We start from the raw sequence: 15,690 nt of genomic DNA on the forward strand, positions 1-15,690 counted from the left end.
TTTTTAACCAAAAACTGATTTATATGAAATTAATTCTTAGAACAGCACGAGTAGGATTAGGCCTTATGCTCCTATTTAGTACGTTGACCACGTTGGGCCAAACGGGCACAGCGCAAATTTCCAAACCACCTGTAAGCGTAGGGCCTTTTACAGCCGTGGATAATGCTGGACGAACAACAGCTTTGGGTTCGAATTTGGTACCTGCCTATGAGAACACCAATACAATCTTGTTTTTCAATCCAAATGCACCAGGATCAGGGCTTACGTTGGTTGCTTCAACGAAAGAAGATCACCCGACGCGTATCGGTGCCGATGCGCTTGCATTTACTTCGTATAAATGGTTCTATATGGGGCAAAACCCTGCGTCACCGACAGCAACCGCTTTGGGTAGCATTCCTGCTTTGGGGTTAGATCAACCGTCCAATAAGTTGCAAGTTCAGGGGTTGACAGAAGGATACCATGTTTTTAAAGTACAAGGTTTTATTTTGCCTGCGGGTGCCGATGCGAGCGCAATCTGTCCGCCAGATAAAGAAGAAACTTATGTGGTATATGTATTGCCTCGCTTGAAAGTTGATATTACACGTGAAGCCGGCGGTACGACCCCATTGCAGTATTGTGAAACGGAGGCCGCTACGCAAACCAAGGTGCAGATGCGTGTTGCAACCTCTTTTGAGACTCCGGGAGTTCTTCCTGCGGTCGCAAGTTTCGAGTTGAAGTATACGTGGTATGCTGTAAAAGCCGATGCTGCTGGTAATTTTCCAACGATCGATGCAACGAAAGTTAATTTGACTGGAGCCACCAAAGTGAAGGAAGTTGTTGTTCCGGCTTCTGCGACAGACCCAAATATCTTTGCGCCAACAATCGCTGATATCGGTAAATACAAGTTCTTTGTGGAGGTCGAGCATACATTAAAATCAAGAACTTACGACGGTGCAGATGCCGATGCGGTAACGAATCGTAAACGTGCATATACGTTATACAGAGGGTGGTATGCCGGAACAGATCAAGCAAGTTCACCTGTTATTATTGTAACACCTGCACCAGGTAAACCACACATTACTATTGAAGCTATTCAGGATTAATCTGAAGCATAAATAAAGATGACACCTACACTGCCTATAAGAGTATATATAACTTTTCTCCTTGGAGCCCTACTTGTCTTTGGACAAGTAAGGGCCCAGGTGGGGCAGGTATTGCAGGTCGTAAAGGGAAAGAAAGTCACCCTGCGCGCCGATGCGGATCATGCATTATCTTATGTTTGGTTTAAAGATGATGTCCCTCTTTCCGGTACCCACGAGCAGCGTATTATTGTTACCGATCCGGGCGTATATACCGTTATGGCATTGGGCGATGATTGTATTTCTGACCTTTCCGATCCTGTTCGTATTGTGTTAGATGATCGTGGGACTGATGTAGAGGTTGATCTGGAGATTAGGAATTTGCCGGATAAACGAACTATTGGTGTTGGTAATACGGTGGCGGTACAGTTGATAATTTTTAATAAGGGCGTGGAAACAGCCGAGGATGTTGTCGCAACGTTCACGATTCCACCTGAACTGTCTTACAGTCGTATTATTGGGAGCTACCCTGGGGAGGTGAATTATGTAGAGTCAGAACGAAAATTATATTGGCGTCAGCCCAGTTTGGAGGGTAAATCATCAGCTATGTTATGGCTTGAAGTGGTGGGAGCGGCCAATGGATCTGCTGTTACCTTAGCCGCGGTATCGGCTAAGCAACGAGATCGTATGCAAGGAAATAATACCGATGATGCACGTATAGATATCGTGCAGTTGATTATTCCTAATGTATTTACGCCGAATGGGGATGGTCTGAATGATTATTTCCGTATAGTTGGTTTGTCTTTGTTTCCTGGTAGGCGCCTCACAATTTATAATCGGTGGGGTAATAATGTGTATCGCAGTGAGCAATACGAAAACGATTGGGGAGGTTCGGGATTGTTGGAGGGAACCTATTTCTATGTTCTGGAGTTGACGGATGAAACAGGGCGATCGTCTACTTACAAAGGTGCTGTGCTCATTATTCGTGACCGGATACAGTAGTGTAAAACATGTTTTTTATATTTAATGCAGTGCCGTTAAACTGCAGTTCTCATAATCGGCAATTTTCTTTTTTAGACGTTGTTTCGCTTTTTTGATACCATCGACCGATATCGATAGCTTGTCAGCGAGGTCTCGATTGGATAAATTGAGATATACCAAAGAAAGAAGTCGTAAATCTCCTTCAGAAAAGGGAATTGATGAGGCTTTTAAGTCGTCGTAAAAATTTGGGAAATCTTGACTGAAAAGCACCTTGAAATCACCCCAGCTACGATCATTTACAATATGTAAGGCTAGAAAATCTTTTAATTCCAGACTTACCTGAGGTGGGATACTATTTTGTGCTGCATAGGGTTTTCTATTCGCCATTATATCGCCTGGTTTATATTTTCTTTCTACAGGGGTATCAATCTCTTTATCTAACAGGGTCATACTTCTGTAAACAATTTTTTTGCGACGTAAACGGAGGTAAAACATTGTTCCTAAACATATATTGATTAATAAAGCCGCTAAAAGTCCGTGGATAATAGCTTTATTTCTCTTGCTTTCTAAAAAGAAATCTTCAATTTGTTTTTTTTCCTCTTCGAGTCTGAGTTGTTCTAAATTAATGCTATTTGCTACGGATGTTGTTTCTTGGAATATGCGATGTCTGGGGGCTGAATCTTTTTCTTGGGATGCGTCAGCAAGTAATGTGTAATATGACAAAAGTAACGACAGAACAAAAAATAGAAGCGTTTTCATAATGGGGTTAATAGCATGCAAGAAACAATCGTATCTTCCTTATAAGCGTATTATATGTGCTTAAAACCTCGGATTTATCTTCGTGTTATTTTTTGTGAGTCACAAATAATAACGAAAAGAAGTTTTCAGGAAAGGCTAGCACTGAGGTAAGTTGCGTTGGCTTTGTTGAAAGAAAAAATGCCTTTTATACAATTGTCTCATTTGTTAGGCGAATTTTGGTATTATTATCCTTTTTCCGAAAAATAGAAGGGTACTTTTAGGTGGACAATTTAAATAAATAGGGGACACGGCGGGAAAAACAGGGGGAATGTGTCCCGATAGAGGTGAGTACGATACTTAGTTGCTGTCTTGGGAATGATTTTGACTTGTTTATGGTGTGGTCTTAACCTTGACTGATCTCGCTTTTATTCGCCACATATTTTTTCAACACATAAATGGTCGATAAAATGAACAAAGCCATTAGAAATACCTTTATGGTAAAATGTAGCGGTGGCTGTGTCGGAAGTATTAGGGGCAGAAGCGCCATGGCATATGCCGGCGGAAGTTTAAATTTACTGATATGAAGTACCAGGTAGATGGCCAGAAAGCTGGTGGATGCGCCGAGTATCATATTACTGAAATACGTTGTCGTGAGACTGCCGATCAGGGCGGCAATAGTCAATAGGAAGATTTGCTTTAGCCATACTTCGCGCGTATACATTTGTTTTTGTATGCTTTCAAAAGCGACAACAAGAACTGGGGGTGTGGCAGCCATATCCATTCTATCGGTATAGAAACAAAATCCCATCCAGCCGATAATAATCGCTAAGTAGGCAGCTATGTCGCCTTTTTGTAGGTTGAATTGTGGTGTTTGAGCAGGTGTAGATATGTTTTTCGTTTTGAAAGACGCCACTGCCCAAGCTAAGAGGAATGTTAGAATAAAAATGGCAGCTAGAAAGGTGGGGGATGTTGCGTTGGTAATTACAGGCAATAGTCCGGTTGCAAGCGCGGGGGCTAGATAGTTTCTTAGCCATGTAAGAACCAAGAGCATAGCTGAAACAACTAGTATTAACTTTACGACCAAGGAGAATGTGGTCATGTTGATTCCGAAGCCAATGATAGCTGTGATCGACGGTAATTTAAAAAGCTCCCAAGGTCGTGAAGTCCACTCCGGTTTCATGTAAACAAAGCATCCCGTAGCAAGCGCTGCTAGCTCTGGTAAGATGATCTCCCGATCTTGGAGAACAATGGCCGCGCAGATCATCAATAAAATAAGAGCAATGCCAAATGTATAACTTTGTATGTTTTTTTTATGATGGACCAGTTGAAGACTGGCTGCTTTAAAAGCTTGTTTCATAGTGGGAATCTCCAGCGTGTTCGAAGCACTCTATATGTGTGAAACAAAGCTACGACCTACGGCCTGAAATTACAAATCGACTTGGTAACAATCGTATCGGGTTTTATTTCGTTGCTCGACCTGCTGAGTATATCAATAGGTCGAGCAACGAAAGAAACTTGTTTATTTTTTCGCATTCCATTGGTAGCGTAAGCCCATGTTGTACCAACGACCCGGCATCGGGATCGCCATACTCTCAATATAGGTAACATCGAATAGATTTTGAAAATCTGCATATACCTGGAAGGCACCTGCGGTATAACTTAAACGCGCATCAGAAAGGAAGTAGCTTTTGTTTGAAATACGTTGATTCAACCGATTTGCAAGAGAAATGGACCAACGATCCTGCGTTGCCGATAGTACTAATTTTGCCTGATGTTTCAGGTTCTCCATTTGATATTTTGAAATCAAATTGGGATCGGTCTCCATACTCGGGTGTAGATAATTATAACCTAGGTTAATTTGATAGAACCAATGATTGACAGAGCCTAATGTGTAGTTGATATTCGTGTTTACCCCATTGACAATATTGTTGCCCATGTTAAAGGGTTGATATGGTTGTGTGTTGTCGTTGCGAACCCAGTCAATGAAACTTTTTATACGACGATGGAAATATCCTGCATGTGCGGTAACACCTTTATGCTGATATTTTATGGCCCCTTCTATTTGCCATGCATTCTCGGGGCTTAACGCTGCATTTCCCACATTGCTGGGTTGTTTCAGATATAGATCGGTAAAGGATGGTATACGTTGACTCGAGCCGGCATTAAGCACTAACTTCCATCGGTTATCGAGTTGGTACCCCATATCAATACCAGGGTACAATTGCCAGCCATATTGACTATTGTAATTTAAATAGGCGCCGATATTGACGATTAATTTGTTTAATTTTTCGGTGCGAAATTCGGCATAAGCACCATGGTTGTTGCGGTCGTGTTGACCAATATTTGAACTACTTATGCGCTCCAATCGACTTTCCCAGCCCAATCCAAAATCACCGAATGACGTTTGGTATCTACTGTTTAACTCCATACTGAACGCATTGTTGTAATGGCGGCTACGTGCGCGGGATAGATCATTTCTAAAATAACGATAGTCGTCCTCATTATAACGATTGCTAATGCGTGGGTTCAACGAAAGATTGTCGGTCAGTTGATGCCTGGTAGCAAGGCTTGCCAACACTGTTTCTACAATCTCTTCCGATTCTTTATCACCGGGAGCAGCATAGAACCCATTTGCGCCAAATTTGTTATACATATAACTACCCATCCACTCGGCCTGGTGACGGCTGTCTATTGTTAGATTTCCTTGGTAATGTATTTTGTCGTTTTGTGCTGCGGTGTTATACCGCTGTCCATTTGTTTTTTCCTTACTGTAGTATAGCTGATGTTGATGTTTTTCTTGGTACCAGGCAGCCCCCAGTTGTGCGCCCGCACCATAATAGATTCCATCCTTTTCTTCTTCATCTCTGTTTTTAAAGGAAGAGCCACCATAAATATGTGCTGTGATACTGCTGTTTTCAACGCGCTTGGTTACGATGTTAATGGCACCTGTCAACGAATTGATACCATAAATGCGGGCAGCGGCGCCACGGATTACTTCTATCCGTTCGATCGACTCTAATGGAATAGGTAGATTTAAATTGTGGTGTGCCGTTTGTGGATCGGAGACCTTAATTCCGTTCAGTAAGATGAGTGTTTGCTCAAAGCTGCCTCCATCTATGCTCACATCAGCTTGTGTGCCAAAAGGGCCACGTTGGCGAACATCCACACCGTTTAAGAAAGGGAGAACTTCATTTAATGAGCGAGCCGGTAGCTTTTTGATATCGGCAGCTGTCATTATTTCGATATTTCTATTGTCTTTACTAAAAGGTATTTGTAGTCTGTTTTCTGTGATAATTATTTCTTTAATACTGTCCTGCTTTACATTTTGTCCGGTGCCAATGAATGGAATCAAAGCGGCGGATGTTAGTAAATATGTTTTTATTTTATTGTTCATGCTGCAAAAGTGCTATCTTTCCGGATTGTTTAACTGATCCGTTTTTTAAAATATGAGTAGTCCGGTTGAGAATTTATTACTAACCATTGTGAAGTTGGATAGAAAGGCACAGATGCCGATTTACTTACAAGCCGTACAACAATTGGTTAATGCTATTCAACGGGGCTATCTTTTGGTTGGGACAAAAATGCCGGGAACACGGGTTTTAGGGCATTTATTGGTGGTGCATCGAAAAACAGCAGTTGCTATATATGGGGAGCTGGAAGCACAGGGCTGGGTGGAAGTTCGCCCCAATAAGGGAACTTTTGTTATTGCCCAAGGTCAAGAAGTGAAAATTTATAAACCTTATGAGCAACTGACCTCTTTAGCGAAATATCCACAACAAACGGGATATGACTTTCGTCGGTCTAATATACTAGATAACCCGTTTGACTATGCGCAGTGTCGCTATACTTTTAATGATGGTGTTCCTGATATCCGCCTGACTCAACTACAAAACTTAACACGGGTGTATAGCGCTTCCATGAAACGGAAAAGCAATCGCAAGCGTATTGGTGCATATAACCAGGAGGGAAGCGAGTATTTTAAGGAACAACTTAGCAATTTTCTCAATATGTCGCGCGGACTGCATATCGGTAAGGAAAATTTACTGATTACGCGGAGTGCTGAAATGAGCCTATATATTATTTCTCAAACGCTATTATCTCCAAACGACGTGGTATTGGTTGGTGCATTGAGCATGTTTACTGTTAATATGGTTTTTCAAAAGATGGGCGCGCGTATTTTAACGATTCCTATCGATGATGAAGGGATTGATGTATCTTATATCCGGCAACATTTTCAGCCGGGCCAGATACGGATGGTTTATATCACGCCACACCATCATTATCCGACAACGGTAACCTTGTCTGCGCAACGACGTGTGGATCTCTTACAGTTGGCAACTTCCTTTGGCTTTGCCATTGTGGAAGATGATTACGATTATGATTTTCAATATGATAAATCTGTAATGATGCCCTTGGCCAGTGCTGATTTGAATGGGATGGTTATCTATGTCGGTTCGTTTGGAAAATCTTTGGCGCCGGCGTTTAGAACCGGCTTCGTGGTCGCTCCAGATAATATTATGGTAGAGATGCGGAAGTATTTAGGCATAATTGATCGTCAAGGGGATGTTGTGATGGAGTACGCATTGGGGGAAATGATTGAAGAAGGTGAAATTCACCGCCATTTGAAAAAATCCTTGAAAGTATATCGTGAACGACGCGATGTCTGCTGTGCACTTCTGCGTTCTGAACTCGGGGGGGTGCTCGATTTTCAAATCCCTTCGGGAGGTTTGGCCATCTGGACGCGATGGGATACACAGATTTCTCTCTTGCGAGTAGCGGGTCAATGTGCTAAAAATGATCTCTTGATTCCTAAGACGCTGCTCTATCAAAATCAAACGGTATCTGCTATGCGAATCGGTTTTGGGCATCTTAGCGTAGCCGAAATGGAGGTCGCCGTAGGCATCTTAAAGCAAAGTATCTGAGGTTAGTGCCATTCTTCACGTCCGATGATCTTGTGCTCTTTTAAGGTAGGACTATCGCCGAGGTTTACTTTTTTTAATGGTGCAAGCGTTGGCTGTCCCGCAGCGACCCACGCCGAGAACCAATAAGATCCCAAGCGTTGGATGGATTGCCGCATCCGTGCTTCTACCATACCGTTCATGTTGTTATGATAGGCCGTTGCATAGGGATCCGAATAGGTGTAGGTAAGTATATGCTTTCTATTGATGTAGCCTTTTTGTTGGTGCTTGGGGAAGGTTTGGGATAGTTCTTTTTCAATAAGCAGCACACTATCTACGTGGGCATTGCTCTCTCGAACGATCTGCCATGCCATAGCTAAAGGGTCACTGATGTATTTTGCCTTACCAACATGGAGATTGTAGGTTTCGCTAAACATTTCAGGAAGCCGACTTTCCCAAAACGCATGAATGCCTATTTGATCGCTGTACTGTCCGTTGTAATTCGCGGTGGTGTGCAGGGGGACATGCGCATCCGCAACATAGTGCCCCAGGTCGGCGGCATACCTAATGATCCGTTCGGGATGCTTATCATAGAAAGCTTGAACCAGTTTTTGGTAAGTCAAGTAAATTTGCCATGGCACAACGCCACGAGCCAGCAGCTTGCGTTCGCCATATTTTTCCTTGGCGTTGCTCCAGTGTACCGGGATAGGGCCGCCCGATTCTTCGCTATATCGGTCTATGTCGATGTAATGTCGAGGAGACTCCGCGCTGTCGACATAACAACGCTTGTCGGCATCGACCGCTTTTTCTGTAATGTGATGGATATGCATTTTGTAAAAACCGGATAGGGGTGCAGGGAGCGTAAAAACAGCCGACTTATTAATAACGCGATGCGCGTAAAAGCCCCAGGAACAACACAACATCCAGATACCAAAGCATAAAGCAAATAGTTTTCTGGCTTTCATATCTTTTTAAATTACAGTTTATTGTTTAGAATCCCATGGAAAAGCGGTTAAATTTGAAATTGAAGGAAGAATGAATCACGAAATAAACATTACAATTCGATAAAATTTACTATTTTAGGCAGGCAAAATGAGCTAATTCAATATGAAGATTTTGTATGCTGTGCAGGGAACCGGAAACGGTCATTTATGTCGGGCCCTCGATATTATCCCAATACTCAGAGAAATGGGAAGTGTGGACGTCTTGGTGAGTGGTATACAAGCCGATATTGGCTTACCTTTTGAGGTGAAGTATAAGCTCCATGGGCTTAGTTTTATTTTCGGTAAGTCCGGTGGGGTAGATCTATGGCGCACTTTTATGAGTTCCACCGTGCGTAAATTCATGCAGGAAATAAACAGTTTGCCTATAGAAGCGTATGACTTAATCATTAATGACTTCGAACCAATCTCGGCGTGGGCTTGTCAAACGAAGGATATTCCATGTATTGGATTAAGCCACCAGATAGCAGCTTTGGATGCAGCCAGCCCAAAGCCTGATGAATCGGATATGCTGGGTAAATTTATCATGAAGAATTATGCACCCACCAGTAGTTCGTACGGATTTCACTTTAAGGCGTATAGCAATCAGATATTTACACCTGTCATTCGGCAGTCTATTCGGGAATTGGAACCGCAAGACAAAGGGCATTATACGGTATACTTACCTTCCTACGATGATGCGCACCTTCTGAAGAATCTATCTAAATTTCCAGATGTACGGTGGGATGTTTATTCCAAGCACAATAAAAAACCGTTTACCGTAAAGAATGTGTCTATTAATCCGATCCAGAGCGAGACTTTTGTGAAAAGCATGGCGACTTCGTCTGGTGTTTTATGTGGTGCAGGTTTTGAGACGCCCGCGGAAGCTTTATATCTGGGCAAGAAGTTGTTGGTTATCCCGATGAAGAATCAGTACGAACAACATTTAAATGCAGCCGCCTTAGAACAAATGGGCGTCCCTGTTATCAACAGCTTAAAACGTAAGTTTGACTACGCAATTGAATCGTGGTTGAATAGTAAAAATACAGTCCATGTAGATTATCCGGATATCACCCGTGCGGTGGTATCTTCTATTGTAGAAAACCATAAATAATGAATAAATATTGTAAGATAGCGGCAGCATTGTTGTTTGTAACAGGAATGTATACCCTGCCGACCTATGCCCAAGCAAAGAAAACGGCTGCAAAGCCGGCAGCGAAGGCAGCTGTTAAAACCGCGCCTAAAACGGTCGTGGATTCTGTTTCCTACGCCGTGGGGATGGATGTGGCCAAATCATTGGCCTCGAGCGGTGTGAAAATACAATCAGCGAGTTTTATGAAAGGGTTGGAAGATGTGTTGCAAAGTAAAACAGCGCTCTTTGGAGAAGAAGAGAAAATGCGTATCATAAAAGATGCATTTAATAAAGCAGCAGATCTGAAAATGGAAGCCCTGAAGAAAGAAGAGAATGCTTTTTTTGCTACCCTAAAGACCAAACCTAATGTAAAGCATTTGCAGGATGGCTTGTATTACGAGGTGATAGCGGAAGGGAATGGACCTAAGCCCACTGTCGATGATGAGGTAAATGTACACTATAAAGGTACGTTAGCCAATGGTAAGGTTTTTGATAGCTCTTATGATCGGGGAACACCTTTGGATCTGTCATTGGCACGCGTTATCCGTGGCTGGCAACTGGGGATCCCATTGATGTCGGTAGGTGCGAAATATAGATTGTATATTCCTTCAGACTTGGGTTACGGAGAGCGTGGTGCGGGAGAGATTCCTCCTTTCAGTGCGTTGGTATTTGATATTGAATTATTAGGAATAAAAGCAAAAGATGCAACAAATTAAACTTGGAAAAAGCGACCTCCAACTTTCGGCAATTAGCCTGGGAACGATGTCTGTGCGGGGAGGAGCGACCAAGTTAAATATTGATATTATACGAGAGGCCGTCGATTTAGGCATGACCTATTTCGATACGGCCGATCTGTATGAACGGGGTCTGAATGAAGCATTGGTCGGACGTGCCCTGCAAGGTGTACGTTCTCAGGTCGTATTGGCGACCAAGGTAGGGAACCAGTGGAACTCTGATGGGACCACGTGGAGTTGGAAGGCTTCTAAGCCGTATATTTTAAAGACAGTAGAGTCTTCACTTTCTCGCCTAAAGACAGATTATATCGACCTCTATCAGTTGCATGGGGGCATGATCGAAGATCCCATCGATGAGATTATTGAAGCTTTTGAGTTGCTTCAACGGGCGGGGAAGATTCGGTATTATGGGTTGTCTTCAATTCGTCCAAACGTAATCAAGGCATATGCTGAGCGTTCAAACATAACCAGTGTCATGATGCAATACAGCTTATTGGATCGTAGACCGGAATCGCTTTTTAAAACCTTATCGCAGCAGGGGATTTCTGTGATTGCGCGTGGTGCCTTGGCGCAAGGTTTGCTGCTGGATAAACCGGCGCAGAATTATCTGCAGCTTCGCTCTAGTGAGGTGGCGCATGCCAATAGAAATGTGGAACGTTTGGCCAATAAGTTGGGCATTAATAAGCTGACATTAATTTTGGCCTATGTCCTGTCGAACCCCGTGGTGGCGACTACAGTGCTAGGTGTACGCACCTTAGCGCAACTGCATGAGGTAAAAGAATCGATTGTGTCCTTCCGTAAGTTAACCGCTGAAGAAAAGGAGATCCTCGAGCAAGGGTTGCGCGCTTTGGTTTACACAGACCACCTTGTCTAGGTTATAAAGTAAGTGCTATAGATATAGTTCCGCATCTCGCTGAATCCTTCAAGGTTTGTGACTCTACAAAACCCTTGCTGGCCTCTTGCTGGTGCGAGCCTTCGGCTCGTGTCCTGCTTAGGTTAGCTATATCTAAAGTAAGTGCTTTAGATATAGTTCTAAATAAAAGTCCAAGCTACAATATTTAGCTTCTAGCAATCAGCCACAAGATCTTGTGCCTCTATTTCGTACTTCCTACACTCTACTACGAACCATGAACTCCCCACTAGGAACTCTCCACTACAAACTAAACCACTACTTACCATACATCAATGTTTTTCATGTTCTAATTGAGCACCTTTGTCAAACATTGTTTACACCAAGTTGTTGTTTTAGACAGTTTGGGCTTAAAATTATATGATTATGGCAAATTTTGTTTTTCATGCAGCAGATTCTAGAGGCGATGCAAACCACGGGTGGTTACATTCGAGACATACATTCAGTTTTGCTGGATACTTTGATGCAGAACGTATGCATTTTGGAGCGTTACGTGTTCTGAACGATGATGTCGTCGCTGCCGGCATGGGTTTTGGCAAACACCCGCACGATAATATGGAGATTATCTCTATCCCGTTGGAGGGAGACTTGGAGCATAAGGATAGTATGAATAATGTTGCTGTTATTCGTCATGGTGATGTGCAAGTGATGAGTGCGGGGACAGGAATTACACACAGTGAGTACAACAAAAATAGCGACCGTACGGTTAAGTTTCTCCAAATATGGGTGATTCCAAACAAGGGGAACGTCGAGCCCCGTTACGACCAGATTACATTGAATCCGGCAGATCGCGTGAATACATTTCAACAAATTATTTCACCAAATCCCGATGATGCGGGGGTGTGGATTCATCAGGATGCTTGGTTCCACTTGGCTAAATTTGATGCTGGGCACGAAGATACATATACCTTTAAAAGAGAAGGAAATGGTTTGTATATCTTCAACCTAAAAGGAAAAATTACGGTTGAAGGAAAAGAGATGGTAGACCGGGATGGCCTAGGGATTTCTGATACAAATGCGGTAACAATTAAGGCAGAGAGCGATGCCGAGTTCCTGTTGATGGAAGTACCGATGTTAAAATAAAACCATAAAAAAACGAGGATGATTTCATCCTCGTTTTTTTATGGTTAACCTTACCAGATTTTGATACGATCTGCTTTTGGTTTGTATAATTTATCTCCCGGTTTGGTTTGGAATGCTTCATGAAAGGCGTCCAAATTGATAATCGGTGCGAAAGCACGATACTGAGCCGGTGAGTGAGGGTCTGTTTTAACTTGATTCACAACAAACTCATCTGTTGTTTTCGTTCTCCAGATTGTCGCCCAAGAAAGGAAGAAACGTTGCTCTGGTGTAAATCCATCGATTAAGCCTGGTGTTCCTTTATCTTTTAGGTACATTTTCAAGGCATCAAAAGCAACGGACGAACCACCCAAGTCACCAATGTTTTCACCCAATGTAAATCGGCCGTTCACAAATACACCTGGTACAGGTTCATACGATTCAAACTGCGCAACCAATGCATTTGCTGCTGCTTCAAATTTCTCTTTGTCCGCAGGCGTCCACCAGTTGTTTAAGTTTCCATTTCCATCGTATTGCGACCCTTGGTCATCGAAACCATGAGATAATTCATGCCCGATCACAGCACCGATACCACCGAAATTAACCGCAGCATCTGCTTTATAATCGTAGAAAGGAACCTGTAAGATTGCAGCAGGGAAAACGATCTCGTTGAATAACGGACTGTAATATGCGTTTACAGTTTGCGGCGTCATGCCCCACTCTGATTTATCAACCGGTTTATCTTGTTTTGCTAAGTTTTCGTTGAAAGCCCAGTGGTTTGCATTTTTGATGTTTTCAAATAATGAAGTTCCCACTTTTAGTTGTGAATAATCTTTCCATTTGTCTGGGTATCCGATTTTCACTTTAAACTTAGAAAGCTTTTCAATAGCTTTTACTTTTGTCTCATCCGACATCCAGTCTAAATCCTGGATATGAACATGAAAGGATTTAACTAAGTATTGTACCATCTCCTCACAAGCGGCTTTCGCTTCAGGAGGGAATGTTTCCTTTACATATAGTTTACCCAATAATTCACCTACGGAACCATTTACAAATTCTAAACCACGTTTGTCGAGCGCACGTTGCTCTTGTTGGCCGCGCAGTTTACGTCCGTAAAAGTCAAAGGATAACTCATCCAGCTCCTTCGTTAAGTAGCTTGTTCCATCGTTCATGATATTGAACTTTAAGTATTCCTTAATCTGTGGAAGATTTTTAGGCGAAAGAATCTTGTCTAGATTTTGGTAATACTTTAATTCGCTGATAATCACAGTGTCGGCTTTGAATCCTAATTGTTTGATGTACTTCGCGATATCAATGTTTTTTACCATCTTGCCTAAGTCAGCTACAGCTACCGGGTTATATCTTTTTTGTGCATCACGCGACTCTTCGATTGTTTTCAGATAGGAAGCAATCTCTTTTTCGAAAGCAAGGATCTTCGGTCCCTTAAGATCACGCGTACGCGGATCTACTTTACTATAAAGGGTTGAAATAAAAGTCGCATATTGCCCAAGTGTTTCCGTGTTTTTTTCGTCTACTTTTTGGTAATAGGAACGACCTAATCCAAGTCCACCACCTCCGAGATAAACCGCGTTTTTATCGCTGTTTTTCATGTGCGAGTACACATATCCGCCAAAGAATGGATTTCCCCCTTCGGGACCTACTTCCAGTAGATAATTGTATAGGTCATTAAAGTTTTGGATGGCATCAATCTTCTTGAGGTAAGGTTGGATTGGTGCTAAACCGAGTTTGTTGCGCGTGTCGAAGTCTACATAAGATTTATATAGATCAGCGATTTTTTGGCCGTCGCTTCCAGCTTCAAATTTTTGATTTAACGATTCGTGAAGAATTTTTAGAACGGCGATGTCCGTGTTTTCTCTTAACTCATCAAACGAGCCCCAACGTGCTTTATCTGAAGGTATTTTAACCGTTTTCATCCAGTTCCCGTTCACATAATTGTAGAAGTCATCTTGTGGACGAACACTGTTGTCCATGTAGGATAGGTTTATTGCTTGGTGGGTCTGTGCAATTCCATATCCTCCCGTTGCAACCAGCATAGTGGCCATGGCAAGAATTTTTTTCATTTGTTATAAATTTTAGTCATTACAAACATAAGAAAAGTAGCGCGGAAAAACGGTTACTGAGGAAGAAGGATAAGAAAAGCTCGCTTTTTTTTCATTATTTTGGCGGCATGGTATGGGAAATCGATGGCTTTGAGGTTGAGATCCTTCTGCAGGCGGAAGAGGGGATTCGAATTGCACGCTGGGATGAAACGGTGAAGCAGGTTTATGTACAAGCGACACTTCCGCAGCAAGAGGCTATTTGGAGTATCCGACGCTTATGTGAAGGCGATAGGGGTACAACCGAGGAATCGTTGTATGATACCTTAGAGCTTTTTGATCGCTCTTGGCCGGTAAAGATCGAAAGACAGAAAATTAGACCTTATATCGATAAAAATATAGTACATTGCTATGTGCTAAAAGGACCGCTTACCGCACGTCAACGGGTATCCTTACAAGAGGAATTATTACGGAGTACAATGCTTCGGTTTGTAGGGGTCTGGGAAGAGCGATTAAACGTCTTGATTTCGGAGATTGGTTTTCGCAAATTAAAAACAAAACCATTTTCTGTTTGTCTTAGAAAGAGTGGGATAACTTTTGACAAGAACCTGCATCGGTTGAAACTTGAGGTGTTGGAATATAGCGTCTTTAACGCTTTATCTACTTATGTTAACTTGGAAGAAAATGTATATCTGTCGCTGCGCGATCGATGGTTTCTTGCCTATAAAAATTGTGATAGAATTTTAAACTATGAATACAGATTCAGCGATAGCAATAACAGTGCATTTACCTGATTTCCTGTTTCAGTCGATTGTAGAGAGACCGCAGCTTTTATTTGAACTGTTCGCCACACGGCAACAGGAGGATTTGAAAGCTTTTCTGTTCGAACAATTAGTGGATAAGGATGGAGCGCCAGATTTTGAAGATTTTCAGGTGCACTTGTTTCGATATAACAATTTAGCAAGAAAGGGAACTTTCAGGCTTAAATTTGCTATTAAAAGACAATTTTGTTGCGCCGATACAGAATCCTGCAGTTTTGATTATTTAGATTTTGACTTTGTTTACGAACATGAGCGAATCGTTGCGCAAGCACATTACTTTAATTGGAACCTTGATAATTGATTGAAACCTTGGTAGTACCGT

Annotated in this window: 14 protein-coding genes; 9 read left to right on the top strand and 5 right to left on the bottom strand. The window is 42.4% G+C overall.

The window, feature by feature from the left end; genetic code table 11:
• Positions 1-23 precede the first annotated feature (23 nt).
• Positions 24-1,082 (top strand): hypothetical protein, encoded by a 1,059-nt coding sequence (locus B9Y69_RS09155; protein ID WP_085472651.1) that lies wholly within the window; start codon positions 24-26, stop codon positions 1,080-1,082.
• Between the two features lie 18 nt (positions 1,083-1,100).
• Entirely contained in the window at positions 1,101-2,060 is a 960-nt protein-coding gene (locus B9Y69_RS09160) for a T9SS type B sorting domain-containing protein (protein ID WP_085472652.1), read from the top strand.
• 21 nt (positions 2,061-2,081) lie between these two features.
• Here B9Y69_RS09160 and B9Y69_RS09165 read toward each other — a convergent pair whose 3' ends face one another.
• From B9Y69_RS09165 to B9Y69_RS09175, 3 genes are all read right to left on the bottom strand, one after another.
• Positions 2,082-2,798, bottom strand: coding sequence for a hypothetical protein (locus tag B9Y69_RS09165; protein WP_085472653.1), 717 nt, complete (start codon positions 2,796-2,798; stop codon positions 2,082-2,084).
• Between the two features lie 382 nt (positions 2,799-3,180).
• Positions 3,181-4,041 (bottom strand): hypothetical protein, encoded by an 861-nt coding sequence (locus B9Y69_RS09170; protein WP_144036537.1) that lies wholly within the window; start codon positions 4,039-4,041, stop codon positions 3,181-3,183.
• A gap of 255 nt (positions 4,042-4,296) precedes the next feature.
• Entirely contained in the window at positions 4,297-6,171 is a 1,875-nt protein-coding gene (locus B9Y69_RS09175) for a TonB-dependent receptor plug domain-containing protein (RefSeq protein ID WP_085472655.1), read from the bottom strand.
• A gap of 52 nt (positions 6,172-6,223) precedes the next feature.
• On the opposite strand from B9Y69_RS09175, the gene B9Y69_RS09180 reads away from it, so the two are divergent.
• Entirely contained in the window at positions 6,224-7,699 is a 1,476-nt protein-coding gene (locus tag B9Y69_RS09180) for an aminotransferase-like domain-containing protein (RefSeq protein ID WP_085472656.1), read from the top strand.
• 2 nt (positions 7,700-7,701) lie between these two features.
• On the opposite strand, the gene B9Y69_RS09185 is transcribed toward B9Y69_RS09180, so the two are convergent.
• On the bottom strand, positions 7,702-8,640 hold the full coding sequence (locus B9Y69_RS09185; RefSeq protein WP_085472657.1) for a zinc dependent phospholipase C family protein: 939 nt from the start codon (positions 8,638-8,640) through the stop codon (positions 7,702-7,704).
• Positions 8,641-8,782: 142 nt separating this feature from the next.
• On the opposite strand from B9Y69_RS09185, the gene B9Y69_RS09190 reads away from it, so the two are divergent.
• The 4 genes from B9Y69_RS09190 to B9Y69_RS09205 all read left to right on the top strand — a co-directional run bounded on the left by B9Y69_RS09190 (position 8,783) and on the right by B9Y69_RS09205 (position 12,514).
• Positions 8,783-9,769 carry a glycosyltransferase family protein gene (locus tag B9Y69_RS09190; RefSeq protein ID WP_085472658.1) on the top strand — a complete coding sequence of 329 codons (987 nt, stop codon included), beginning with the start codon at positions 8,783-8,785 and terminating at the stop codon, positions 9,767-9,769.
• A complete protein-coding gene (locus B9Y69_RS09195; protein WP_085472659.1) occupies positions 9,769-10,503 on the top strand; it encodes a BamJ family beta-barrel-assembly machinery protein in 735 nt (244 codons plus the stop codon). The genes B9Y69_RS09190 and B9Y69_RS09195 overlap by 1 nt, the downstream gene beginning before the upstream one ends.
• Complete coding sequence (locus tag B9Y69_RS09200; RefSeq protein ID WP_085472660.1) at positions 10,490-11,395, top strand: aldo/keto reductase; 906 nt, start codon at positions 10,490-10,492, stop codon at positions 11,393-11,395. The genes B9Y69_RS09195 and B9Y69_RS09200 overlap by 14 nt, the downstream gene beginning before the upstream one ends.
• 402 nt (positions 11,396-11,797) lie before the next feature.
• Positions 11,798-12,514, top strand: coding sequence for a pirin family protein (locus B9Y69_RS09205; RefSeq protein ID WP_085473028.1), 717 nt, complete (start codon positions 11,798-11,800; stop codon positions 12,512-12,514).
• A 50-nt stretch (positions 12,515-12,564) separates the two neighbouring features.
• Here the strand turns inward: B9Y69_RS09205 and B9Y69_RS09210 are convergent, their stop codons facing one another.
• Positions 12,565-14,571 (bottom strand): M13 family metallopeptidase, encoded by a 2,007-nt coding sequence (locus B9Y69_RS09210; protein ID WP_085472661.1) that lies wholly within the window; start codon positions 14,569-14,571, stop codon positions 12,565-12,567.
• 107 nt (positions 14,572-14,678) lie between these two features.
• Here B9Y69_RS09210 and B9Y69_RS09215 point away from each other — a divergent pair, with 107 nt between their 5' ends.
• Entirely contained in the window at positions 14,679-15,341 is a 663-nt protein-coding gene (locus B9Y69_RS09215) for a hypothetical protein (RefSeq protein ID WP_085472662.1), read from the top strand.
• Positions 15,298-15,669, top strand: coding sequence for a hypothetical protein (locus B9Y69_RS09220; RefSeq protein ID WP_134431753.1), 372 nt, complete (start codon positions 15,298-15,300; stop codon positions 15,667-15,669). The genes B9Y69_RS09215 and B9Y69_RS09220 overlap by 44 nt, the downstream gene beginning before the upstream one ends.
• Positions 15,670-15,690 lie beyond the last annotated feature (21 nt).

Origin of the sequence: Sphingobacterium psychroaquaticum, assembly GCF_900177625.1 — a bacterium.
GTDB lineage: Bacteria > Bacteroidota > Bacteroidia > Sphingobacteriales > Sphingobacteriaceae > Sphingobacterium > Sphingobacterium psychroaquaticum.